This is a genomic window from Janthinobacterium sp. 64 (assembly GCF_002813325.1).
Lineage (GTDB): Bacteria > Pseudomonadota > Gammaproteobacteria > Burkholderiales > Burkholderiaceae_D > Janthinobacterium.
Map to the genome: position 1 here is coordinate 5,639,004 of NZ_PHUG01000001.1, position 20,961 is coordinate 5,659,964.

Sequence of the window (20,961 nt, forward strand, 5' to 3'; positions counted from 1 at the left end):
GCCTTATTTGGAAATGCGCAGGATGGCCGAGGCGAGGCGCGTAAAGCAGGGGCTCAGGTCGCTCTCCGTGGCGGCATAGCAGTACAGGCCCACGGGTTCGGCCGGCTTGCGGCAGCGCAATGGCGCATCGGCCGTATTGGCCATGCAGCGCAGCAAGTCTTCGCCCACCTCGTTGTCCGGGCCTTCCTTGGCCTTCAGTCCCGCGCCCATGCCCAGGGTAAATATGTAGGTGTTTTCCAGGCGCGACTTGCTTGCCATCGCTTCGGGCAAGTTGCGCGCTGCACGGTGCACATTGTCGTATTGGAGCGTGCGTGTGGAAATGTCTGCCGTCACCTTGCGCGGCGTATTGGTCAAGATGGGAAATTCCCCTGGCGCCGCGGCATCGGCCTGGGCCTTGGTTTGGTGGGCGTTATACCAGGCAGGCAGCTTGTTGATCAGGCTAGCCGCGCACGAGTTGGTGGGGGGAAGACTTTGCGAGGCAGCATCAATGCGATACAGCCCGCTCGTTGCCCTGCCGCTGGAGGGCAGCGTGGCCGAGACGGCCAGCGCCCCGGCCTCCGTGCAGTTGCCGCTGGTGGCGGGGAAAAAATACGAGGACAAGGCAGTGGGCGCACCGTCGGAAAAGAAGACGATGACGCGCAGGCTGGAGCGGTCGGACTGGCTGATGCCATTGAGCTGTTCGCGTGCCCGCCACATGCCTTCCGAGTAATTCGTGTTGCCACTAAAAGCGTAGTTGTCGATCGCAGTGCTCGCTTGCGTGCGGTTGAAGCCCCGGTCGAGCTTCTTGATCGGCAGGTCGATGACGTTGCCGCTGGAAAAATGCAGCAAGCCGATCCGGTCCACGGTGGAATTGAATTTATTCAGGAATGACTTGCCTGCGGCCCGTACGGCGGCCGCATTGCTGGACAGCGACCCCGACGTATCCATGACCAGCACCATGTCGAGGTCCTTGCGGATGGTTTGCGCGGCAGCTGCCACGTTCAGGGTCTTGAAGCCGAGTATGCCCATCAGCGAGACGGGCATCGAGGCGGTGGCCGAGACGTCGATGGTGACGGTGCCCCTGTCGAAAACCACGCCGACGGGATTGAGTACGGGCGTGGAGAGCAGGAATTTGTCGGGATAGTTGATGTCAAAAAATTCCTTGGCCGATTGGCGCGCGTTGTTCGCCTGCGCCGCCTGTGTATCGCCCAAGGTCACGCCGCGCGCCGCCGCCAGGCTGGCCGAGTCGACGGCCGCATTGAGCTTGGCCTTGACGAAGTAGCCGAGCGCCGAATCGATGGCCAGGCCCGCCGAAGCGATCAGCACGACGGCCGATAGCGCCACCATGATCAGCACTTGGCCGCTTTGCCGCTTGTGTGGAATGCGCATCAGAATACCGTCATTGAATTAAGGTTGGGACCGAGGACAGGCGTCGTGCTGTTGCCAATTTTCAATGTGCCGAACAGCATGTCGAAATTATAGAAAGTCTCCACGGCATAAATCAGTTCGCCGTCGGACAACTGGCCCGACATCAGTGACACTGTGGGGGCACTGTCGGCCTTGGCGATATTGGTGCACGTGCCATTGCTCCAGCTGCCGCATTGTTTCCACACCTGGCTGGCGGGCAGGTAGCCGCTGGCCTTCGCGCCGGCGTCCCAGCGGTACTGTTCCAGCACGATATTGCGCAAGCCGCTCTTCGCCGTGTAGCCCATGATCTTGGTGATATAGATCATGCCGCGCTTGTTCATGTCCAGCGGCGGTGTGCTGGCGGCCAGCGCATTCATGATGGTCTGGCCCGAACCGCTCAGGTCGGTGGTCGAGCGCGAGGCCAGGTTGGCGCCTTCGCGGCTGATGTTGAGCAGGATGATCTTGGCCTGGATGGCGCGCGACAGGTCGACCACCATGAACAGCAGCACGGCCAGCAGTGGCAGCACGATGGCAAATTCCACCGCGGCGATGCCGCGCGCGGCACGGCGTAGCAGAGGGAGCGAGCGGCGGCGCATCATAGGCCGCCAAAGCTTTCATTGCGCATGGTGGCGGCGACGATGTTGGACGATTTGCCGTCCTTGTAGAAGGCGGCCATCATCGGCGTGGCGAATTTCCAGTTGTATGCGACGGAGATGACGACGATATCGCCGCTGTTGCCGAACATGCCGGTGCTGGTGCCGCTCACGCCGTTCACCGTGATGACGGGATTGACCTTGTCGTAGATGCCCATCGAACTTTCCTTCATTTTTTGAATGACGGCCTGGTAGCGCTGCTGGTTGCTGCTGGCGGGATCGAGATCCTTGTTGCCCGTCACGGCATAGCGCGCGCCTTCGCGTACCGCATGCTGCATGGTGAGATTGGCGAAATACGCCATGCTCACCTCGATGATGCCTATCATGAGCAGCAGGAAGGCTGGTGCGATGATGGCGAACTCGACGATGGCGGAGCCGCATTGCCTGAATCTGCCTTGCGGGGACCGGAAGGGTGTGGCCTGGTTGAGCATCATGTCTGGTATCCGTATCAAGGCTCGCGCCGGCATCGGTGTGATGGTGGGCCTGTTGCCCATGGAGCGGGCTTTATTGTATCTCGCTTCGAGTGCGCAAGGTTGGCACTAAAATGCATATAAATCAAGTTTCTTGCAATAAATGTAGTTAATTGTTTACTCCATACCCCTGAGTAACGTTCCTGAGAGTAAGATGCGGAGGCTTAAGAAATTAAAAAATAATTAACCATTTTCCTGGCGATCGAGCCGATGGTATTTTTGAAAAGTGAATACATAAGCATGCTGCAACAGCAACAACTGCACGAGGAACCACATGCCGATACGGCATTGCCAATGGTTGATCATGCAGATTTGATCATGATCTCTGGCATGCGCCTGCTGCTGTCGGTGACGGCCTTATTAACGCTGATCATCAACCCGGGCAAGCTGGGTGTGCCGAATCAGCTGGCCTGGCTGATCCTGTGTTCGTATGTGCTGCATAGCGCAGTGCTGTTTGTTTTTCTTTATTTCAAGCATCCGGTGGTGCATGGCAAGCTGATATCCTGGCTCGACGTGCTGTGGTGCGGGCTGATCGTGTATGGCACCGGGGGCGCCGATAGCTATTTTTTCCCCTTCTTTTTCTTCGTCATCCTGGCGGCGTCGTTTCAGCGCGGACTCGATGAAGGCGCGCGCATCACGCTTGCCTCCTGTGTTCTGCTGGTGCTGGCATCGGTGGCATCGACCCCTGAGCTGATCATTTCGCACCTGTTGCTGCGCACGACCTTTGTCATGGCGCTTGGCTACATGATTGCGTACTGGGGCGGCCTGGGGCTGTTGCAGAAGCGCCGCCTGGCGTTGTTGCGCGAGGTCAGCCAGCAATCGAATCCCCGCTTTGGCGTCGACCACACGGTGGCGTCGGTCTTGCAGAAAGCGCGAGTTTTTTTTGATGCCAGCAGCTGTATCCTCGTCATGCGCGAGGGCGATGCGGCGCAGTGGCAGTTGCGTACGGCGCTAGAAGAGAGAGGCGGACACGCGGGGCGTGTCAGCCAGCTGAGCGAAGCCGCGGTGGCGCCGCTGATGGTGTTCGATGCCAGCCAGAGCGTGCTGTACGCGCCGTCGTTGCGCACGCGCCTGGGGCTGGCGAGCGTGCTCACGGGAGTCGAACGCGGCAGTGTGAAGTGGCAGCGGATCGATGCGGATGGGCCGCAGGGCACGGCGCTGGCCGAACTGCTCGATGCGCGCTCCTTCATCAGCGTGCCCCTTCCTTTGCATAAGGGACTGGGCCGCATCTACGTGATCTCCGCGAAGAACCGGCTGACCCGGGCCGACGCCAGATTCCTGCTGCATATCGTGGCGCAAGTGTTCCCCCTGATTGAAAACATTGCCATTCTCGACAAGCTGGCCTCCGGTGCGGCGTTCCGCGAGCGGCAAAAGATTGCGCGCGACTTGCACGATTCGACCATCCAGCCGTATATCGGCCTGCGCCATGGCATGAGTGCCTTGCGCGCCAAGGTGGCCGCCGACAGCCCCTTGCTGGCCGATCTCGACAAGCTGATCGACATGAGTGGCCAGGTGATTGACGACCTGCGCCGGATGGCGCAGACGGTGCGCGGCGGCGCGGCGCGGGAGCAGGTGACCTTGCTGGTGGCGCTGCGGCGCCAGGCGGAACAGCTGAAGAAGTTTTTTGGCATCACGATCGAGATCGTCTCGGACAGCGCGTTTGATCTCAGCGACCGGCTGGCAGCCGAAGTGTTTCAGATAGTCAATGAAGGCATGAGCAATATCCGCAAGCACACCACTGCCCGCGAGGGCCGCGTGACACTCGTTTGCGATGCGCATGCCTTGTCGATCTCGATAGAGAATGCGGGCGAAACGTCGTCCCGTGTCGAGTTCATGCCTGCCTCCATTGCTGAACGCGCCATGGCGCTGGGCGGCCGGGTGCAGGTCAGCCAGGGCGCTGATGGTGCCACCGCCGTGCATATTGAAATTCCAGTCTGACGGCAAGAGCGTCACGGCTGACCCGTTAAAGGCCATCGTATGTCAAGTCTGCATCCCATCCGCGTCATGCTGGTTGATGATCATAAAACCATGTTGTGGGGACTGGAAAAACTGCTGGAAGAGGCGCAGCCGGCGATGCAGGTGGTCGCCAGCACCAGTACGATAGGCGGCGCGCTGGAGCTTGCCGAGAGCTTGCGCCCCGATATTGTCGTGCTGGACGTGGACCTCGCCGGCGTGTGTTCCGTCGATTTCATCCCCGCGCTGTTGGCCAATGGCGTCACGCGGGCGGTGATGTTCAGCGGCACGCGCGACCAGGAGGTGCTGGGCCGCGCCGTGCGCAGCGGCGCGCGCGGCGTGATCGGCAAGGAGGCGGTGGCGGAGCAGGTGATCGATACCATTGCCAGGGTACACCGGGGCGAATTGTGCCTGGACCAGGCTTTGCTGGGCAGTTTGCTGGGAGCACTGATCAAGCCGGCGCCAGCGCCGGCGCCGCCCGATCCCGAAATGGCGCGCATTGCCCAGTTGACCCTCAAGGAACGCAAGATAGTCGCCATGATGGTCGAAGGCAATGGGGCACTCAACAAGACCATCGCGCAGCGCGCCTTCATTTCCGAGCAAACCTTGCGCAATCACTTGACGTCGATTTATAGCAAGCTGGACGTGGCCAACCGTCTGGAATTGTATGTGTACGCGGTGAAGAACGGGCTGGCGGCGCCCCAGGAATGCTGATGCCAGTACAAATGTACTGATGCCGTGTAGGAAAATAGGCTCTTTTGTACCGGTAACAAAATGACTTTTGTCTGATTAGTATCAATGTGTATTTCCATACAATACCTTTATCAGCAATCGGTGATCGTCGCTGAGTTAGCCAGATTGAAAATGCGAACGGTGACAGGAGCTGGAAATGTGCTTGAACGATGGTGGGACGGGTGAGCTTGCGTATTTCTTGCAAGATCAAAGTGGTAGCTCATTTTTCGAACATGCTTTGTTGCTGTCGCTGATGAGCGTGGTGTTGCTGCTTGCGCTGCTGGCCATCTGCAAGGGTTTATAAGTGATCGATTGACTGCTTGCATCCGCAGTCCCACATGACGTTGTTAACATTTACTCTGAATGGATTAATCATGAATTTCATCAAAAACTTTATCGCTGAAGAAGATGGCGTGACCGCAATTGAATACGCACTGATCGCTGCGCTGGTCGCTGCAGCGCTGGTGGCCGGCATTGGCCTGTTCACGACTGGCTTGAAAGACGCCTTTGGCGCTATCGGCACCAAGCTGTCAGGTATCACGATCTAAGTCCTGTTCGAGGCGCGCGCTCACTGTTTTCTGTACGCTCGCGCCCCTTCAACAAGCCCTGCTTCCACGCCTGGACCAGGGCTTGTTGAATTTTAGGTGCCAGTGTCGTGCGATGCGATGTATTCGCTTCATGAGTTCCGCCTGTATTCGAAGAAATGATGAATGCTCACTCTTTTTGGATGTTTTCGCCTGCCCTCGTCCTATGGGGCTTGCTTGCCGCTGCCGTCTGGCATGACGTGCGCAGCCGCCGCATCCCGAATCGCTTGGTGTTTCCCGGCGCCCTGATGGGCCTGCTGCTCAATAGCCTGTCGGTGCACTTCGACGGCGTGCTGGCGCCGGTCTCCGCGCCACTGGGTTTGCCAATGGCGCTGGCCGGCTTTGCCGTGGGCCTGGTGCTGCTGCTGCCCATGTATGCGATAAAGGCGATGGGGGCCGGCGATGTCAAACTGATGGCGATGGTCGGTGCCTTTCTTGGCCCCTATCCGGTGGCCATCGCCTTGCTCTTCAGCTTGCTTGCAGGCGGCGTGATGGCGGTCTTTGTTGCGAGCTGGAATGGCACGCTGCTCAGGGTGACGACCAACAGCTACCATTTGCTGTTGCAAAGCCTGATGCGCGGCGTGGCCGGCGACTTGCCGCGCATCGATGCACCAGCGCTGCCTAGCGGCAAATTACCGTATGCGATCGCCATTGCTACCGGTACATTCATCTATCTTGCCTTGGCGGCGCGCGGCAGTCTCGGAGTGTTTGCGTGACGCCTGTCGCCCCGCCGGCCTTGCCTATCTTGCCAGCCGACGCCAGGGCCCCGCGCACCGTCGAAGAGACGGGCTTGCCCTTCTTTTTCCTGGTCGAATTGCTGGTGAAGGTGCTGTTCCAGCGGGGACAGCTGCACCTGCCTGAACTGGCCAGCTACGTCAAGCTGGGCCTGGGCGTGATCGACCCCGTCATGGCCTTCATGCGGCAGGAAAAAATGTGCGAAGTCATGCGCCGCGGCGCCAGCGGCACGGATGCCGATATCCACTACCAGTTGACGGACAGCGGCCGCCAACGCGCCCTCGAGTGCCTGGCGCGCAATGCCTATGCGGGCCCATGCCCTGTGCCGCTGGCCGCCTACAACGCGCAGGTGGCGGCGCAAAGCGTGGCCAACATGCACGTCACGCGCCCGCAGGTACAGGCCAGCTTCGACGGCGTGGTAGTCAATTCTGCCGTGCTCGACCAACTGGGCGCGGCCATGAATTCCGGGCGCGCCATTTTCATCTACGGCGCCGCCGGCAGCGGCAAGACGTATCTGGCCGAACGCTTGCAAGACTTGCTGCAAGGGGCCATTGCCCTGCCTTACGCCATCATGGTCGATGGCGAAGTCGTGCCCTTTTATGACCCGGTGCTGCATTTGCCGGCGGCGCAGCAGCAGGAAGCGCCGGCCGGCATCGAGCGCGCCGTGCAGCTCGACGCGCGCTGGGTGCGCGGCGTGCGCCGTCCGGCCGTGCTCACCGGCGGCGAGCTGACCCTGGAAATGCTGGACCTGCGCTTCGACAGCGTAACGCGTCTGTACCGCGCGCCGCCGCACCTGAAGGCCAACAACGGCATCTTCATCATCGACGACCTGGGACGCCAGCGCTGTTCGCCGCTGGAACTGATGAACCGCTGGATCGTGCCGATGGACCGCGCCATCGATTACCTGTCGCTGCACAACGGCCACACCTTTCAGGTGCCGTTCGACGTGGTGGTGGTGTTTTCCTCGAATTTCCTGCCCGAGCGCCTGTCGGATGCGGCCTTCCTGCGCCGCCTGGGTTACAAGATCGAAGTGCCGGCACTGAGCGCAGCGCATTACGAAACCGTGTTTCGCCAGACGTGCGCCACCTATGGCGTGGCGTTCGACGCGGCCGCCTTTGCCTTCCTGCTGCAGCGCCATGCGCGCGGCGCGACGCCCTTGCTGGCCTGCTATCCGCGCGACCTGCTGCGCCAGGTACGCGACCTGGCGCGCTACGAGGGCACGGCGGCGCAACTGAACGAGCAGGTGCTGGACTGGGCCTGGAACAATTATTTTGCCGGCGAGAATCAGCGCCATGGCGCGGACGATATGGCCGGGGAAGAGCGGGCCGTGCAAGAGCGGCGTGAACCGAAATCAAGCTGAAGTCAGAGGAAAAACGATGCGAAATACCCGAGCTTTACTCATGTTGCTGCTGGCCCTGGTGCTGGCCGGTGCCGCCGTGCTGACGGCGGCGATCTGGATGGGCGGCCAGAGTACGCCGTCGAACCAGAAGATCGTCGTGGCCCTGGTCGATATCGGCGTGGGTACGAAGATCACTCCGCTCATGTTGCGCAGCATGGACTGGCCCGCCGGCGCGCAGCCGCCCGGCGCCTTTGCCGACAGCAAGGCGCTCGACGGGCGCATCACGCGCACGGCCATCAGCCTCGGTGAACCGGTGCTGGAAAGCAAGCTTGCGCCACCGGGCACGAGTGGTGGCCTGTCGTCCATCGTGGCGGACGGCAAGCGCGCCATGACCGTGCGCGTCAACGATGTGGTCGGGGTGGCGGGCTTTGCCTTGCCTGGCAACTTTGTCGACATCCTCGTCAATACCCAGGATGACCGCGCCAAGGCCAGCGGCGGCGCCGAACTGGCCATTTCCAAGATCGTGCTCGAACGCATCCTGGTGCTGGCCGTGGCGCAGGAATCGAGCCGCGACGACAACAAGCCCAAGGTGGTCAATGCGGTGACCCTGGAATTGACGCCGGACCAGGTGGAAAAGCTCGACCTGGCGCGCAGCGTCGGCACCTTGTCGCTGGTGCTGCGCAACCAGATCGATCCGGCGCCCGTCAACACGGGTGGCGCCACCAAGGAATCGCTGCTGGGACTCAAGCCGCTGGCGCCGGTCGCCGCGCCGCGTGCGGCTGCGCCAGCGCCAGCGCGGCAGGCGCCGCGTGCTGCCGCACCACCGGCCGAGAGCGTCAAAGTGATCACGGGCATGGACACGCGTGTCCAGCAATTTTAAAAATTTCAGAACCAGGGATAGTTGATGACCTCATTTCGTACCCGTATCGTCAGGCCCCGCTTGACCTTGGCCCTGGCCCTGAGTGGCTTGACGGCGAGCTTGCTGTGGCAGCCCGGCGCCAGCGCCGCGCCCGCCGTGCGCAAGGTGGATGCCGTCAGCCAGGCGGCCCCGCTGTCGCTGGGGGCCGATATCGCCCGGCTGGGTCCGCCGATCCGCTTGTCCGTTGGCAAGTCGACCTTGCGCAGCCTGACGCGTGCCGTCTCGCAGATCGCCGTCAATGATCCGAAGGTGGCGGGCGCCAGGCTGCTGGGCAGTTCCAGCGAGCTGTATATCTGGGGCCTGGCACCGGGCAGTACCAATCTGATTCTGTGGGACAAGGATCACCGTCCCGTGATCGTCGATATCGAAGTCGGTGTCGATGCCGACGGCTTGCAGGCGCAATTGGCGCACGTGTTTCCCCGTGAAACAGATCTCAAGGCCAGCTCGGCTGGCGGCGCGATCGTGCTGACGGGCATGGTCTCGGATGCCGTCAAGGCCAGCCAGATCATGGCCATGGCCACGGCGTTCGCACAGCGCGGCGCCGGCGAAGCGGCCGCGCCCATTGCCACAGCGGGTGTGATGCCAGCGCCCGCTGCCGGCGGTGCCGCCGGTGCTGGCGCCGCCGGCGTGAGCGTGATCAACATGCTGACCATCGCCGCGCCGCAGCAGGTGATGCTGGAAGTCAAAATTGCCGAAGTCTCCAAAACCCTCGTCGACCAGCTGGGCGCCAGCATCGGCGCGCGCGCCAGCAGCGGCAACTGGACCTACAGTTTCTTGTCGAACTTGTTGAGTGGCAATCCCAGCATGATCGATGGCTTCAATGGTAAGAACGGCAATTTCCTCACGCTCGATGCGCAAAAGCGCGATGGCCTCGTGAAAGTGCTGGCCGAACCGAACATCATGGCCATCAGCGGCCAGGAGGCCAGCTTCCTGGCCGGCGGCAAGATCTACATTCCCGTCTCGCAAGACAGCGCCACCAACAAGATCACCCTGGAAGAAAAGGAATTCGGTATCGCCGTCAAGTTCACGCCCACCGTGCTCGATGGCGGGCGCATCAACCTGAAGGTGGCGCCGGAAGTGTCGGAGCTGAACAAGGACGGCATCGGCATCAGCACGGGCGGCACCGCCGGCAGCGCCATCCTGCCGGCGTTTACCACGCGGCGCGCCACCACCACGGTGCAATTGTTCGACGGCCAGAGCTTTGCCATCGGCGGCCTGATCAAGAACAATGTGACCACGAATATCAAGGCGCTGCCGATGCTGGGCGAGATTCCCGTGCTGGGCGCCTTGTTCCGCAGCAGCGATTTCCAGACCGACCGCACCGAACTGGTGTTCATCATCACGCCGCACCTGGTCAAGCCGCTGGCCGGCGACTACGTGCTGCCGACGGATGCCTATGTGGCGCCAAGCCGCGCGCAATTCTTCCTGCAAGGGAAGATGGAAGGCAATCCCAAGGCGCCGCCAGCGGCCGACAAACAACCGGGCGCCGCAGCGGCGACCGGCTTCGACATTCAATAGGAGAGTGAGCATGCAGCGTCCTCCATTCCTTCCCCTGCTGTGCGTGCTGCTGGCGTCGTTTGCCGCCAGCGGCTGCGCCACCACGCCGCACTTCGACCGCAACTTTGGCCGCAGCGTCGATTTGCTGCGCGCCCAGCAAGTGATCAACCCGCAGGCGGCACTGAACCGCGACCCGGTGACTGGCCTCGATGGCAAGGCGGCGGTGGCGGGCTACAACGCGTACCAGAAGTCGTTCACCGCGCCGGTGCCGCAATCGAGCGGCATGACGATCAGCCTCGGACGCCAATGAACATGTCACCGTTATCACAGAACAGGCAGGGCATATCGTGAAAATCGCCATCATATCCCGGGATGAAAAAGCATTGGCCGAGCTGGGCCGCCTGGTCGGCAACCGCAATCCGGCGGACGACGTCGATGCGCGCAGCGGACCGCTGGAGCAACTGTATTCGGCGCAAGAGCTGCCCGATGTGCTGATGTTCGACCGGCCCGGCAACGATGGCGCCGACCTGGCCGCCATCGAGCGCCTGAGCAATCAGTTTCCCCGCCTGGCGGTCATCCTGCTGTGTCCGCAGCATTCGCCCGACTTCCTGCTGCAAGCCATGCGTGCCGGCGTGCGCGAAGTGTTGCCGTCGCCGGCCGCAGCCGCCAGCATCTACCCGGCGCTCGAGCGCATCGAGGAAAAACTCGAGCGGCGCGACAATGGCAATGGCAAGGTGCTGGCCTTCATTTCCTGCAAGGGCGGCAGTGGCGCCACCTTTATCGCCACCAACCTCGGCTATGCCCTGGCAGCCAGCGGCCACAAACGTGTTGCGTTGCTGGACCTGAACCTGCACTTCGGCGATGCCTCGCTGTTTGTCTCCGAGAGCAAGCCGCTGGCCACGCTGGCCGACGTGACGCGCGACATCCACCGCCTGGACCCGTCGTTCCTCGCCTCGAGCATGCTCAATGTGCTGCCCAATTTCAGCGTCCTGGCGGCACCGGAAGACCCGGCCCACGCCAGCGAAGTGCTGCCCGAACATATCGACGCCATCATCAAGCTGGCGCGGCGCCAGTATGATTTCGTGGTGCTCGACGTGGGGCGCAACCTCGATGCGGTCAGCGTGCGCGCGCTCGACCACGCTGACCTGATTTTCCCCATCCTGCAAACGACCTTGCCGTACATCCGCGATGGCAAGCGCCTGCTGGGCATGTTCCGTTCGCTGGAATACGACAAGGACAAGGTGCGCCTGATCGTCAACCGGCACGACAAGGGCGGCGAAATCCGCCTGCAGGACTTGGAGGCGGCGTATGGCACCACGATCGACCGCACAGTGCCGAATCATTATGCGTCGGCCGCCGCATCGGTCAACCAGGGCATGCCGATCTTGCAGCTTGATAAGAACAGCCCCATCACGCGCTCGCTGCAGGAGTTTGCCTCCAGCCTGACGGGCGTCAGCGCCGAAGCCGTGCCGCAGGGCTGGCTGAGCCGCATGCTGCGGCGCGCCTAACGCGCGCCTAACATCACTCGAACAGGAATTTTTTTATGGCTACTTCTCCCGCCTCCAGTCTGTCGATCCGCGAGCGTCTCGGTAGCGGCAAGATCGCTACCCTGACGCCGCAGCGCGCGCCGTCCATCGACAACCGCAGCTACCGCGAGCTGAAGCAGCGCATCCACGCGCTGCTGCTCGAACGCGTCGACCTGGAAAGCATGCAGCGGCTGACGCAGGAACAGATCCGCGACGAGTTGCGCAGCCTGGTCGAGCGCCTGCTCGACGAAGAAGCCGTGGTCATCAATGATGTCGAGCGCAAGAACCTGACGCGCGACATCCGCAACGAGATGCTCGGTTTTGGCCCGCTGGAAACCTTGTTGTCGGACCCGACCGTGTCGGATATCCTCGTCAATGGACACAAGCAAGTGTATGTCGAGCGGCGCGGCAAGCTGGAATTGACCGATGTCGTGTTCAATGACGATGCCCATCTGATGAAGATCATCGACAAGATCGTCTCGCGCGTGGGCCGCCGCATCGACGAGTCGAGCCCCATGGTCGATGCGCGCCTGCCCGATGGGTCGCGCGTCAATGCCATCATCCCGCCGCTGGCCATCGACGGGCCCGTGATGTCGATCCGGCGTTTTTCCGTCGACCCGCTGCGCCTGGCCGATCTGGTCGCCTACACCAGCATGACGGCCGAGATGGCCGAGGTGCTGCAGGGCCTGGGCAAGGCGAAGATGAATATCCTCATTTCCGGCGGCACGGGCAGCGGCAAGACCACCATGCTGAACGTGATTTCCGGCTTTATCGGCCATACGGAACGCATCGTCACGGTGGAAGACGCGGCCGAGCTGCAATTGCAGCAGCCGCACGTGGTGCGCCTGGAAACGCGCCCGCCGAATATCGAAGGCAAGGGGGAAGTGTCGCAGCGCGCGCTGGTGCGCAATGCCTTGCGGATGCGTCCCGACCGCATCATCCTGGGCGAGGTGCGCGGCGCCGAAGCGCTCGACATGCTGGGCGCGATGAACACGGGCCATGAAGGCTCGATGGCCACCATCCACGCCAACACCCCGCGCGACGCCATTACGCGACTGGAAAACATGATCAGCATGGCGGCCGCCAACCTGCCCAGCAAGGCCATCCGCCAGCAGATCAGCTCGGCCATATCGGTGGTGGTGCAAGTGTCGCGCCTGATCGACGGCAAGCGCAAGGTCACGTCGATCCAGGAAATCACGGGCATGGAGGGCGATGTCATCACGATGCAGGAAATCTTCAGCTTCAAGCAGACGGGGGTGGGCGAGAGCGGGGCGGTCGTCGGGTATTTCTCGGCCAGCGGCATCCGTCCCCATTTCCTGGAACGCCTGAAGAGTTTTGGCATCGGCATTTCCAGCGCCGTCTTCGAGCCGACCGGTACCGGGCGCTGACGCGGCATGGGCTATCTTTCGTATCTGGTGTATCTGTTGGTCTTCCTGGCGGTCATGCTGCTGGTTGGCGCCGTTTACTTCAACCTGCAGTCGCGCGGCGCCGGCGCCGGGCGCGTGGCGCGCCGCTTGCGGGCGATGAATACGGCCAGCGACGACGCGCAGAAAACCGTGTCGATCACCAAGGATAGGCAGCTCAGCTCGCATGCGGGTGTACAGGGCTTGCTGGAGGCACTCCCTGGCATGCAGGTGCTGGACCGCTTGCTGCTGCAGTCGGGTAAAAACTGGAATGTGGGCAAGTTGCTCGGCTACTGCCTGCTGGGTTGGCTATTCGGGCTGCTGCTGGGCAGCCTCAGCCCCTTGCCCTGGTATCTGCGTCTGCTGCTGAGTCTTGCCTGCGCAGCGCTGCCTTTCTTGCTCGTGATGCGCGCCAAGGCCAGCCGGCTGGTGCGCATCGAGCAGCAGTTGCCCGACGCCCTGGACATGATGAGCCGTGCCATGCGTGCCGGCCACGCCTTTCCCACGGCCCTGAAAATGGTCGGCGAAGAGATGACGGGGCCCCTGGCCGAAGAATTTCGCGCCGTGTTTGATGAAGTCAATTTCGGCGTGGCGATGTCCGATGCCCTGTCGGGCCTGGCCGCGCGTGTGCCCAGCACGGACCTGCGCTATTTCGTCATCGCCGTGCTGATCCAGCGTGAAACGGGCGGCAATCTGACGGAATTGCTGAACAGTATCAGCGCGATTATCCGCGACCGCCTCAAGCTGCTGGGCCAGGTGCGCGTGCTGTCTGCCGAAGGGCGCATGTCGGCCTGGGTGCTGGGCTTGCTGCCATTTGGCGCGGCCCTGATGATGCATCTGATGAATCCGCAGTTCCTGTCCGTACTGTACACCGACAGGGGCGGACGCAAGATGGTGGCGGTGGCATTTTGCCTGCTCCTGGTCGGCGTGCTGGTGATCCGCAAGATCGTGCGTATCCGTGTGTGAGGCAATGAAATGATGCATTTGACTATACAGAAGGTGGCACGATGAGCGGCTTGCAGATTGGCCTGTTGGTGGTGCTGTTCCTGATCGTGTTCGGTATCGTTTTGGTGCTGGCGCGCTTGTTTGCGGGCAATGCCGTGCAAGTGCGCCTCGATACGCTTGACGGCAAGAAGGTCGATACCGACAAGGGACGCCGCACCAGTCAGCGCTGGATGGCGCGTGTCGTCAGCCTGACGCGTCCGCTTGCCAAGCTGTCGCTGCCGGAAGAGGGCTGGGAAGAATCGCCCATCCGCATCCGCTTCATCAATGCGGGCTGGCGCAAGAGTACCGCGCCGGCGCTGTTCTACGCCGCCAAGACGGGGCTGACGTTGCTGTTGCCCATCCTGATGTATCTGCTGCTGCGCCACGGTGATCACAATCTCTTTCTTTGGGTGGTGGCAGCTGCGGCCACCGGCTATTACCTGCCCGACCTGTGGCTCAAGCACTGTTTGAAGGAGCGCCAGCGTGAGGTCTTTGAAACCTTCCCCGATGCGCTGGACTTGATGACCGTGTGCGTCGAAGCGGGCCTGGCGATGGATGCGGCGCTGGCCCGCGTGGCGCAGGAAATCGGCATGAAAAGTGAGATCCTGGCCGAGGAGTTGCAACTGGTGACGCTGGAGCTGCGCGCCGGCAGTACCAAGGACAAGGCCTTGCGCAACCTGGCCCTGCGCACCGGTGTGGAAGATGTCGATGCACTGGTTACCCTGCTGATACAGGCGGAGCGTTTCGGCACCAGCATCGCCGCCTCGCTGCGCGTGCAGTCCGACCAGCTGCGTACCAAGCGGCGCCAGCGCGCCGAGGAAACGGCCGCCAAGATCGCGCTCAAGCTGCTGTTCCCGCTGATATTTTTCATTTTCCCTTCGCTGATGGTGGTGCTCATGGGCCCGGCCATCCTGCAGATTTACCGTGTCTTGTTACCGGCGATGAAGGGCGTATGAGCATGCCTACGCGTCTTTTCAGCCTGCTCCTGCTGCTTTGCCTGTTACAAGGCTGCGCGAGTGCGCCCGCCGTGCCCAAGTGGAACATGCAGGCGGTACAGCGCATCAGCCATTCCGCCGGCCAGAATGCCGCCACGTATTTTGAACTGGGCAAGTTTTACCAGGCACGCGGCCAGCTGGCGCTTGCCGCCGAAGCCTTTGCCGCCTCGATCGCCCTTGATCCGCAGCAACTGGCGGCGCGCAATGCGCTGGCCGTGCTCGACGCGCGCCAGGGCCGGCTGGAACAGGCTGCCACGGCGCTGCTGGCGCTGGTGCGCGACTTCCCCGAGGCTGCCCAGCCCCTGAATAATCTCGGCTATGTGTATTACCTGCAAGGGGAGCTGGCGCAAGCGTCCAGCATGCTCGGGCAGGCCACGGCGCGCGATGGCGGCACGTTACTGGCGCGCAATAACTTGCAACTGGTGCAGGCGGCGCAGCTGGCGCTGGCGCCGGCCGCGCCAGCCACGCCAGCCGTGGCCGTCGCGCCGGAGGCGCTGGCCGAGATCGAAATCATCAATGGCAATGGCATACGCGGCATGGCGGCGCAGATGCGCTTGCGCGTGCAGGCGCGGGGCATGGCGGTCAGCCGGCTGCGCAACCAGCCCGGTTTTCGCCAGGAACGCAGCCAGATCCTGTACGCGCCCGGCCACGCACGCCAGGCCGATGCCTTGCGGCAAGCCCTGGCGCAGCGGGGGGCGGCCATGCCACTGGTGGCCGTCGCCAGCCTGGGGCGCGGCGCCGGCATCCGCCTGATCCTGGGACGCGACCAGGCTTGAACAAGATAGCAGTAATACATGATCAGCAGCAAAATAACAGGGAGAAGTACATGTCTGGATTGATGAGTAGAGGTGTGCCGGCGCGCTGGGCGCTGTGTCTGGCTGCCGGCACGGCAGTGACCTTGCTGGCCGGCTGTGGTGGGGGCGGTTCCGGCAGCAGCGATTGCAGCACCCTGGATCCGAGCCGCAATCCGAACCTGCCCGGCTGCGTGGTGCCGCCCGTCACGCCGGTGGTTCCCGTGACACCGGCGCCGGCGACCCTGGCGCTGAGCCTGAAAGACGGGGCCGGCAAGGCGACCACCTCGGTCGGCCCCGGCAACAGCGCTACCGTGCAAGCCGTCGTCAAGGATGGCAAGGGTGCGGCGCTGTCGGGCGTCTTGCTGACCTTGAACAGCAGCGACAAGAGCGCCAGCTTCACCCCGGGTGCGGCCAGCGCCCTGACGGACGCGAACGGCGTGGCCAGCATCGTCATTGCAGCCGGCAGCCAGAGCGGCGCTTTTGCGCTGACGGCCAGCGCGACGGTGAATGGCAGCGTGTTGACGTCGAATATCAATTACACGGTGGTCTACCCGACCCTGGCCCTGGGCGGCGTGGGCGTCGTGCCGGCGACCCTGTCGGCGGGCGGTACGGCCGGCCTGAGCGTGACGGTGATGAATGGCGCGGCCGTGTATGCGCCGGTGCAGTCGGTCGTCTTCAGCTCGCCTTGCGCCGCAGCCGGCAAGGCGGCCATCAGCAGTCCCGTGAATACGGTCAATGGCGTGGCCAGCACCTCGTACATCGACAAGGGCTGCGGCGCGGCGGACGTGATCACGGCCAGCACCGTCTTCAATGCCACCACCTTGAGCCAGACGGGCACCCTGACGGTGCAGACGGCCAGTGCCGGCCAGATCGGCTTTGTCTCGGCGCTGCCGCAAAACATCGCCCTGAAAGGCACGGGCGGTGCGGGCCGGCAAGAGTCGTCCATCGTCACCTTCAAGGTGCTCGACAGGAACGGCAATCCCGTCAGCGGCAAAGCGGTCAATTTCTCGCTCAACACCACGGCCGGTGGCCTGAGTCTCAATCCGGCGCAATCGACCAGCGGCGCCGATGGCAGCGTCAGCACCACGGTGGCTTCCGGCACCGTGAACACGCCGATCCGCGTCACGGCCACCCTGCAAGGCACCAGCCTGTCGACGGTCTCGGACCAGCTGGTGGTATCCACGGGTGTGCCCGAGCAGGACAGCTTTACCTTGAGCACGTCCATGTTCAATACGGAGGGCGGCGATTTTGCCGGTTGCACCGCGCCAACGGGCGCCACCATCACGGCGCGCCTGGGCGACCATTTCCACAATCCCGTGCCCGACGGCACGGCCGTCAGCTTCACGGCCGAAGGCGGCACCGTCGATGCATCCTGCCTGACGGGCCTGGTCAACACCACCTTGACGGACGGTACGGTGATCACGCAGAAGGGCATACCGGGTTCGTGCAGCGTGCGTTTCTGTCCCGGCAACCCGCGTCCGCTTGACGGCCGCGTGACCATCCTGGCGTACGCCTTGGGCGAGGAAAGTTTCGTTGATACGAATGGCAACAATCTGTTTGAGAATGGCGAGACGTATGTCGACCTGGGCGAGCCGTTCCGCAATGACCGCGCCATCATTGGCAACAATGCCAATTTCAAGGATGACGCCTACAGCACGGGCAATGCCGTGCGCGCCGATGGCGAACCGTATATCGACTCGAATGGCAGCGGCAGCTGGAATGCCGTGGGCGACAAGGAGTACAACGGCGTGCTGCGCGCGGCCGCCAGCGTCAACACCACGGCGGCCAATACCGTGCATATACGCCAGGCACTGGTGCAGGTGCTGTCCGGCAGCACGGCGCGTTTCACGCCGCTGGGCGCTGCCACCATTGATCTGGACAAGTGCGTCGATGGCAGCGTGTTCGAGAACCGGGTACGCACCTTCCCGCTCGCCATCCGCGACAGCAATGGCACCGTGTTTGCCATGAATCGTGCCGCCGTTACGGGGCAGGCGATGGATTTGCCCGGCAATCCGCTGCCGGCCGGCACGACGATCAGCTTCTCGGCGAGCAATGGCAGCATCGTCAGCGGCACCAGCTTTGTCGTGCCGAGCATGGACAGCGCCAGTTCCGCGAACTGGATCTATCCCGTGCAAATGATCAGCGACGTCACCCAGATCGGCACCGCGTGCCAGCCGAACAACGTGCGCAACGGCCTGCTGACGGTGACGGTACGCACGCCGAATGGCATCCTGACGTCGGCGTCGTATGCCGTCAGCGACTGATCGCCATACATTTGGGCAATAAAAAAGCTGCCGGAGTTTCCTCCGGCAGCTTTTTTTACATCAGAGCGCGTCTGGCGATCAGGCGAAAGGCGTCAGCAGCGTGATCATCTGGCCAAAGATCTTCGGGCTGGCGGCGATGACGTCGCCCTTGTACAGGTACTCCGATTCGCCGGAAAATTCACCGACGATGCCGCCCGATTCCGTGATCATCAGGGCGCCAGCGGCGATATCCCAAGGCTTCAAGCCTTTTTCGTAGAAGCCGTCCAGGCGGCCGCAAGCGACGTAGGCCAGGTCCAGCGCGGCCGAGCCAGCGCGGCGCACGCCCTGGCTGCGTTCGCCCATGATCGCGTACATCTTCAGGTATTCGTCCAGCGCGCGGGCGCTGCCGGCCACGTAGCCGGTGCCCAGCAGGGCGTTCGAAATGCGGTCGAGCTTGGTGACGCGGATGCGTTTTTCGTTCAGGTAGGCGCCGGCGCCCTTGGTGGCCGTGAACAGGTCGTTGCGGACCGGATCGTAGATGACGGCTTGCGTGACGACGCCGCGATGCGCGAGCGCGATCGAGATGCAGTATTGCGGGAAGCCGTGGATAAAGTTGGTGGTGCCATCGATCGGGTCGATGATCCACTGATATTCATTCTCGTCGTGCGAGTTGGCGGAAGCTCCCGATTCCTCAGCCAGGAACGCGTGGTCCGGGTAGGCTTTGGACAGCACCTCGATGATGGCTTGTTCGGCCGCCTGGTCGACGTCGGTGACGAAATCGTTATGTTGTTTTTCCGTGACGACGACGCGGTCGAGGTCAAAAGAGGCGCGATTGATGACGGCGGCGCCGCGGCGGGCGGCTTTGATCGCCGTGTTGAGCATTGGGTGCATGTGAGCTTCCGTTAAAAGCACGCGACCGCCCATGGCCGCCTTACGGCGCCGGTACGATAGAGTGCAAGAATGAATTAAAGAGCGGAGCGGTGCCGAAGTGGTTAAAATCCCGGCCTGGCGTCAGCGTTTTGTGACTCCGTTTCCCGAAATTTCCTGTATCGATACCGCGCAATAGCGCTATTTTAAATGAATCTGCCCGAAATCAACACGTCTCTTTTCAAACGCCTGCGATTTATTCTTGTCGAAACTAGTCGTCCTGGCAACATTGGCGGCGTCGCGCGCGCCATGAAAACGATGGGTTTTTCCGATCTGGTGCTGGTCAACCCCCGTTTTTCCGATGCCTTGACGGATGCGGAAGCGGTGGCCTTCGCCAGCGGCGCGCAGGATATTTTGTCCGGCGCGCGCATCGTCGGCTCGATCGCCGAGGCGCTTGAAGGCTGCAATTACGCGGCCGCCGTGTCGGCCCGCTTGCGCGAATTCTCGCCGCCCGTCACGGCCCCGCGCGCCATCGCCAGCCAGCTGGCCGCCAGCGAAGAGTTGCACGCGGCCGTCATCTTCGGCAACGAGCGCTTCGGCCTGCCCAACGAGATCGTCGAGCAGTGCAATGTGCTGATCAACATTCCCGCCAATCCCGCGTATTCCTCGCTGAACCTGTCGCAGGCGGCACAGGTCGTGGCTTATGAATGCCGCGTGGCGGCCCTCGGCGATGGACAAGCCGCCAGCCCCGTCGGTTTCCATGGCGACGCGGCCAGCCTGGCGCAGGTGGACGGCATGTATGCGCATCTGGAGCAGGCCCTGGTTGCCATCGATTTCCTCGATGCCGACAACCCGAAAAAACTGATGCCTCGTTTAAAACGCCTGTTTTCGCGCACGGGGCTGGAGACGGAAGAAGTCAATATCCTGCGCGGCATCGCGCGCCACATCCTGGCGGCAGCCAAAAAAGGCCCATGATCGAGACCCGGCTGCTGCGCCAGTTCATCGCCGTCGCCGAGGAACTGAACTTCCGGCGCGCGGCCGAACGGCTGCACATGGCGCAGCCGCCGCTGTCGCAGGCGATATTGCGGCTGGAGGAAGCCCTGGGCTACCCCGTATTCGAGCGCACCAACCGCAAGGTTGCCTTGACGCCCGCCGGCAGCACGTTTCTGGCCACGGCGCGCCAGGTGCTGGCCAGCCTGGAAGAGGGTGTGGCCGCTGCGCGCCGCGTGGCGCAGGGCATCGAGGGGCACTTGCGCCTGAGCTTTATCCACATCACGCCCTACGCCCACGTGCTGGCCGCCTTGCGCGCCTTCCGCCTCGCCTCGCCCGCCGTGCAATTCACCTTGCGCGAAGCGTCGACGCAGCAGCAGGTCGAGTGGCTGGAGCGGGGCGAGGTCGATATCGCGCTGCTGCGCGTGCCGGGCCGCAGCACGCCGGGCTTGCGCTTCGAGCGCCTGTCGGGCGAAGACGTCGTGATCGCGCTTCCCTTGAACCACCGCTGCGCGGGCCAGGCGCGGGTGGACCTGGCCGAGCTGTCCGGTGATGATTTCGTCGCTTCGCCGCGCGACCTGGGCCAGGGTTTTCATGACCAGCTGGCCAGCCTGTGCCTGCATGCGGGCTTCGTGCCGCGCGTGGCGCAGCAGGCGCGCCGGCTGCAAACGGTGCTGGGCCTGGTGGCGGCCGGTTTCGGCGTGGCCCTGCTGCCAGCCAGCCTGGCCGCGTGCGCGCCTGCGGGTGTCGTCATGCTGCCGTTGGCAAGCAGCGCGCCCGCGCCGCTGCGCCAGCTGGACCTGTACATGGCGTGGGATTCGCAACGAGACTCTCCCGTGCGCGAGCGGCTGCTGGCGCAATTGCGGCACTTTTCCAGCCATTGAGATTTGA

The 20,961-nt window shown here is 62.9% G+C and carries 21 protein-coding genes; 17 read left to right on the plus strand and 4 right to left on the minus strand.

Annotated features, from left to right (window positions below):
• Window positions 1-3: 3 nt before the first annotated feature.
• From CLU91_RS24900 to CLU91_RS24910, 3 genes are read right to left on the minus strand one after another with little or no spacing between them, the layout of a single operon-like run.
• Complete coding sequence (locus CLU91_RS24900) at window positions 4-1,368, minus strand: vWA domain-containing protein (protein ID WP_100876255.1); 1,365 nt, start codon at window positions 1,366-1,368, stop codon at window positions 4-6.
• Entirely contained in the window at window positions 1,368-1,985 is a 618-nt protein-coding gene (locus CLU91_RS24905) for a TadE/TadG family type IV pilus assembly protein (RefSeq protein ID WP_232730873.1), read from the minus strand. Before CLU91_RS24905 ends, CLU91_RS24900 begins: the two co-directional genes overlap by 1 nt.
• Window positions 1,982-2,473, minus strand: coding sequence for a TadE family protein (locus CLU91_RS24910; RefSeq protein ID WP_100876256.1), 492 nt, complete (start codon window positions 2,471-2,473; stop codon window positions 1,982-1,984). The genes CLU91_RS24905 and CLU91_RS24910 overlap by 4 nt, the downstream gene beginning before the upstream one ends.
• A gap of 354 nt (window positions 2,474-2,827) precedes the next feature.
• On the opposite strand from CLU91_RS24910, the gene CLU91_RS24915 reads away from it, so the two are divergent.
• From CLU91_RS24915 to CLU91_RS24980, 15 genes are all read left to right on the plus strand, one after another.
• Window positions 2,828-4,447 carry a sensor histidine kinase gene (locus tag CLU91_RS24915; RefSeq protein ID WP_157814804.1) on the plus strand — a complete coding sequence of 540 codons (1,620 nt, stop codon included), beginning with the start codon at window positions 2,828-2,830 and terminating at the stop codon, window positions 4,445-4,447.
• A gap of 39 nt (window positions 4,448-4,486) precedes the next feature.
• Window positions 4,487-5,176 carry a response regulator gene (locus CLU91_RS24920; RefSeq protein ID WP_071078607.1) on the plus strand — a complete coding sequence of 230 codons (690 nt, stop codon included), beginning with the start codon at window positions 4,487-4,489 and terminating at the stop codon, window positions 5,174-5,176.
• A gap of 175 nt (window positions 5,177-5,351) precedes the next feature.
• Window positions 5,352-5,498, plus strand: coding sequence for a hypothetical protein (locus CLU91_RS28025; RefSeq protein ID WP_157814805.1), 147 nt, complete (start codon window positions 5,352-5,354; stop codon window positions 5,496-5,498).
• A gap of 70 nt (window positions 5,499-5,568) precedes the next feature.
• Window positions 5,569-5,742, plus strand: coding sequence for a Flp family type IVb pilin (locus CLU91_RS24925; RefSeq protein WP_100876258.1), 174 nt, complete (start codon window positions 5,569-5,571; stop codon window positions 5,740-5,742).
• 179 nt (window positions 5,743-5,921) lie between these two features.
• Window positions 5,922-6,494 carry an A24 family peptidase gene (locus tag CLU91_RS24930; protein WP_100876259.1) on the plus strand — a complete coding sequence of 191 codons (573 nt, stop codon included), beginning with the start codon at window positions 5,922-5,924 and terminating at the stop codon, window positions 6,492-6,494.
• Complete coding sequence (locus CLU91_RS24935; RefSeq protein WP_232730874.1) at window positions 6,491-7,873, plus strand: ATP-binding protein; 1,383 nt, start codon at window positions 6,491-6,493, stop codon at window positions 7,871-7,873. The genes CLU91_RS24930 and CLU91_RS24935 overlap by 4 nt, the downstream gene beginning before the upstream one ends.
• 16 nt (window positions 7,874-7,889) lie before the next feature.
• Window positions 7,890-8,732, plus strand: coding sequence for a Flp pilus assembly protein CpaB (cpaB, locus tag CLU91_RS24940; RefSeq protein WP_100876260.1), 843 nt, complete (start codon window positions 7,890-7,892; stop codon window positions 8,730-8,732).
• A gap of 24 nt (window positions 8,733-8,756) precedes the next feature.
• Complete coding sequence (locus CLU91_RS24945) at window positions 8,757-10,289, plus strand: type II and III secretion system protein family protein (RefSeq protein ID WP_100876261.1); 1,533 nt, start codon at window positions 8,757-8,759, stop codon at window positions 10,287-10,289.
• Window positions 10,290-10,299: 10 nt separating this feature from the next.
• Complete coding sequence (locus CLU91_RS24950) at window positions 10,300-10,578, plus strand: pilus assembly protein (protein ID WP_100876262.1); 279 nt, start codon at window positions 10,300-10,302, stop codon at window positions 10,576-10,578.
• 37 nt (window positions 10,579-10,615) lie between these two features.
• On the plus strand, window positions 10,616-11,776 hold the full coding sequence (locus CLU91_RS24955; protein ID WP_100876263.1) for an AAA family ATPase: 1,161 nt from the start codon (window positions 10,616-10,618) through the stop codon (window positions 11,774-11,776).
• A gap of 59 nt (window positions 11,777-11,835) precedes the next feature.
• Entirely contained in the window at window positions 11,836-13,182 is a 1,347-nt protein-coding gene (locus tag CLU91_RS24960) for a CpaF family protein (protein ID WP_100876916.1), read from the plus strand.
• Window positions 13,183-13,188: 6 nt separating this feature from the next.
• Window positions 13,189-14,163 carry a type II secretion system F family protein gene (locus tag CLU91_RS24965; RefSeq protein ID WP_100876264.1) on the plus strand — a complete coding sequence of 325 codons (975 nt, stop codon included), beginning with the start codon at window positions 13,189-13,191 and terminating at the stop codon, window positions 14,161-14,163.
• 41 nt (window positions 14,164-14,204) lie between these two features.
• Window positions 14,205-15,137: a type II secretion system F family protein gene (locus CLU91_RS24970; RefSeq protein WP_100876265.1), complete on the plus strand. Its 933-nt coding sequence runs from the start codon at window positions 14,205-14,207 to the stop codon at window positions 15,135-15,137.
• A 2-nt stretch (window positions 15,138-15,139) separates the two neighbouring features.
• The gene (locus CLU91_RS24975) at window positions 15,140-15,952 is read left to right on the plus strand and encodes a LytR C-terminal domain-containing protein (protein WP_157814806.1); all 813 of its coding nucleotides are present in this window, start codon (window positions 15,140-15,142) and stop codon (window positions 15,950-15,952) included.
• Between the two features lie 50 nt (window positions 15,953-16,002).
• Window positions 16,003-18,234, plus strand: a complete 2,232-nt coding sequence (locus CLU91_RS24980) for an Ig-like domain-containing protein (protein ID WP_157814807.1) — start codon at window positions 16,003-16,005, stop codon at window positions 18,232-18,234.
• 78 nt (window positions 18,235-18,312) lie between these two features.
• Here the strand turns inward: CLU91_RS24980 and CLU91_RS24985 are convergent, their stop codons facing one another.
• Window positions 18,313-19,095: an inositol monophosphatase family protein gene (locus CLU91_RS24985; RefSeq protein ID WP_100876268.1), complete on the minus strand. Its 783-nt coding sequence runs from the start codon at window positions 19,093-19,095 to the stop codon at window positions 18,313-18,315.
• A gap of 195 nt (window positions 19,096-19,290) precedes the next feature.
• On the opposite strand from CLU91_RS24985, the gene CLU91_RS24990 reads away from it, so the two are divergent.
• Window positions 19,291-20,055 carry an RNA methyltransferase gene (locus tag CLU91_RS24990; RefSeq protein ID WP_100876269.1) on the plus strand — a complete coding sequence of 255 codons (765 nt, stop codon included), beginning with the start codon at window positions 19,291-19,293 and terminating at the stop codon, window positions 20,053-20,055.
• Window positions 20,052-20,954 carry a LysR substrate-binding domain-containing protein gene (locus CLU91_RS24995; protein ID WP_100876270.1) on the plus strand — a complete coding sequence of 301 codons (903 nt, stop codon included), beginning with the start codon at window positions 20,052-20,054 and terminating at the stop codon, window positions 20,952-20,954. The genes CLU91_RS24990 and CLU91_RS24995 overlap by 4 nt, the downstream gene beginning before the upstream one ends.
• The last annotated feature ends 7 nt before the right edge of the window (window positions 20,955-20,961 follow it).

Coding starts and splice junctions, on each gene's coding strand:
- CLU91_RS24900 (WP_100876255.1), bottom strand. CDS start 1,368: ATGCGCATTCCACACAAGCGGCAAAGCGGCCAAGTGCTGATCATGGTG.
- CLU91_RS24905 (WP_232730873.1), bottom strand. CDS start 1,985: ATGATGCGCCGCCGCTCGCTCCCTCTGCTACGCCGTGCCGCGCGCGGC.
- CLU91_RS24910 (WP_100876256.1), bottom strand. CDS start 2,473: ATGATGCTCAACCAGGCCACACCCTTCCGGTCCCCGCAAGGCAGATTC.
- CLU91_RS24915 (WP_157814804.1), top strand. CDS start 2,828: ATGATCTCTGGCATGCGCCTGCTGCTGTCGGTGACGGCCTTATTAACG.
- CLU91_RS24920 (WP_071078607.1), top strand. CDS start 4,487: ATGTCAAGTCTGCATCCCATCCGCGTCATGCTGGTTGATGATCATAAA.
- CLU91_RS28025 (WP_157814805.1), top strand. CDS start 5,352: ATGTGCTTGAACGATGGTGGGACGGGTGAGCTTGCGTATTTCTTGCAA.
- CLU91_RS24925 (WP_100876258.1), top strand. CDS start 5,569: ATGAATTTCATCAAAAACTTTATCGCTGAAGAAGATGGCGTGACCGCA.
- CLU91_RS24930 (WP_100876259.1), top strand. CDS start 5,922: ATGTTTTCGCCTGCCCTCGTCCTATGGGGCTTGCTTGCCGCTGCCGTC.
- cpaB (WP_100876260.1), top strand. CDS start 7,890: ATGCGAAATACCCGAGCTTTACTCATGTTGCTGCTGGCCCTGGTGCTG.
- CLU91_RS24945 (WP_100876261.1), top strand. CDS start 8,757: ATGACCTCATTTCGTACCCGTATCGTCAGGCCCCGCTTGACCTTGGCC.
- CLU91_RS24950 (WP_100876262.1), top strand. CDS start 10,300: ATGCAGCGTCCTCCATTCCTTCCCCTGCTGTGCGTGCTGCTGGCGTCG.
- CLU91_RS24965 (WP_100876264.1), top strand. CDS start 13,189: ATGGGCTATCTTTCGTATCTGGTGTATCTGTTGGTCTTCCTGGCGGTC.
- CLU91_RS24970 (WP_100876265.1), top strand. CDS start 14,205: ATGAGCGGCTTGCAGATTGGCCTGTTGGTGGTGCTGTTCCTGATCGTG.
- CLU91_RS24975 (WP_157814806.1), top strand. CDS start 15,140: ATGCCTACGCGTCTTTTCAGCCTGCTCCTGCTGCTTTGCCTGTTACAA.
- CLU91_RS24980 (WP_157814807.1), top strand. CDS start 16,003: ATGTCTGGATTGATGAGTAGAGGTGTGCCGGCGCGCTGGGCGCTGTGT.
- CLU91_RS24985 (WP_100876268.1), bottom strand. CDS start 19,095: ATGCTCAACACGGCGATCAAAGCCGCCCGCCGCGGCGCCGCCGTCATC.
- CLU91_RS24990 (WP_100876269.1), top strand. CDS start 19,291: ATGAATCTGCCCGAAATCAACACGTCTCTTTTCAAACGCCTGCGATTT.
- CLU91_RS24995 (WP_100876270.1), top strand. CDS start 20,052: ATGATCGAGACCCGGCTGCTGCGCCAGTTCATCGCCGTCGCCGAGGAA.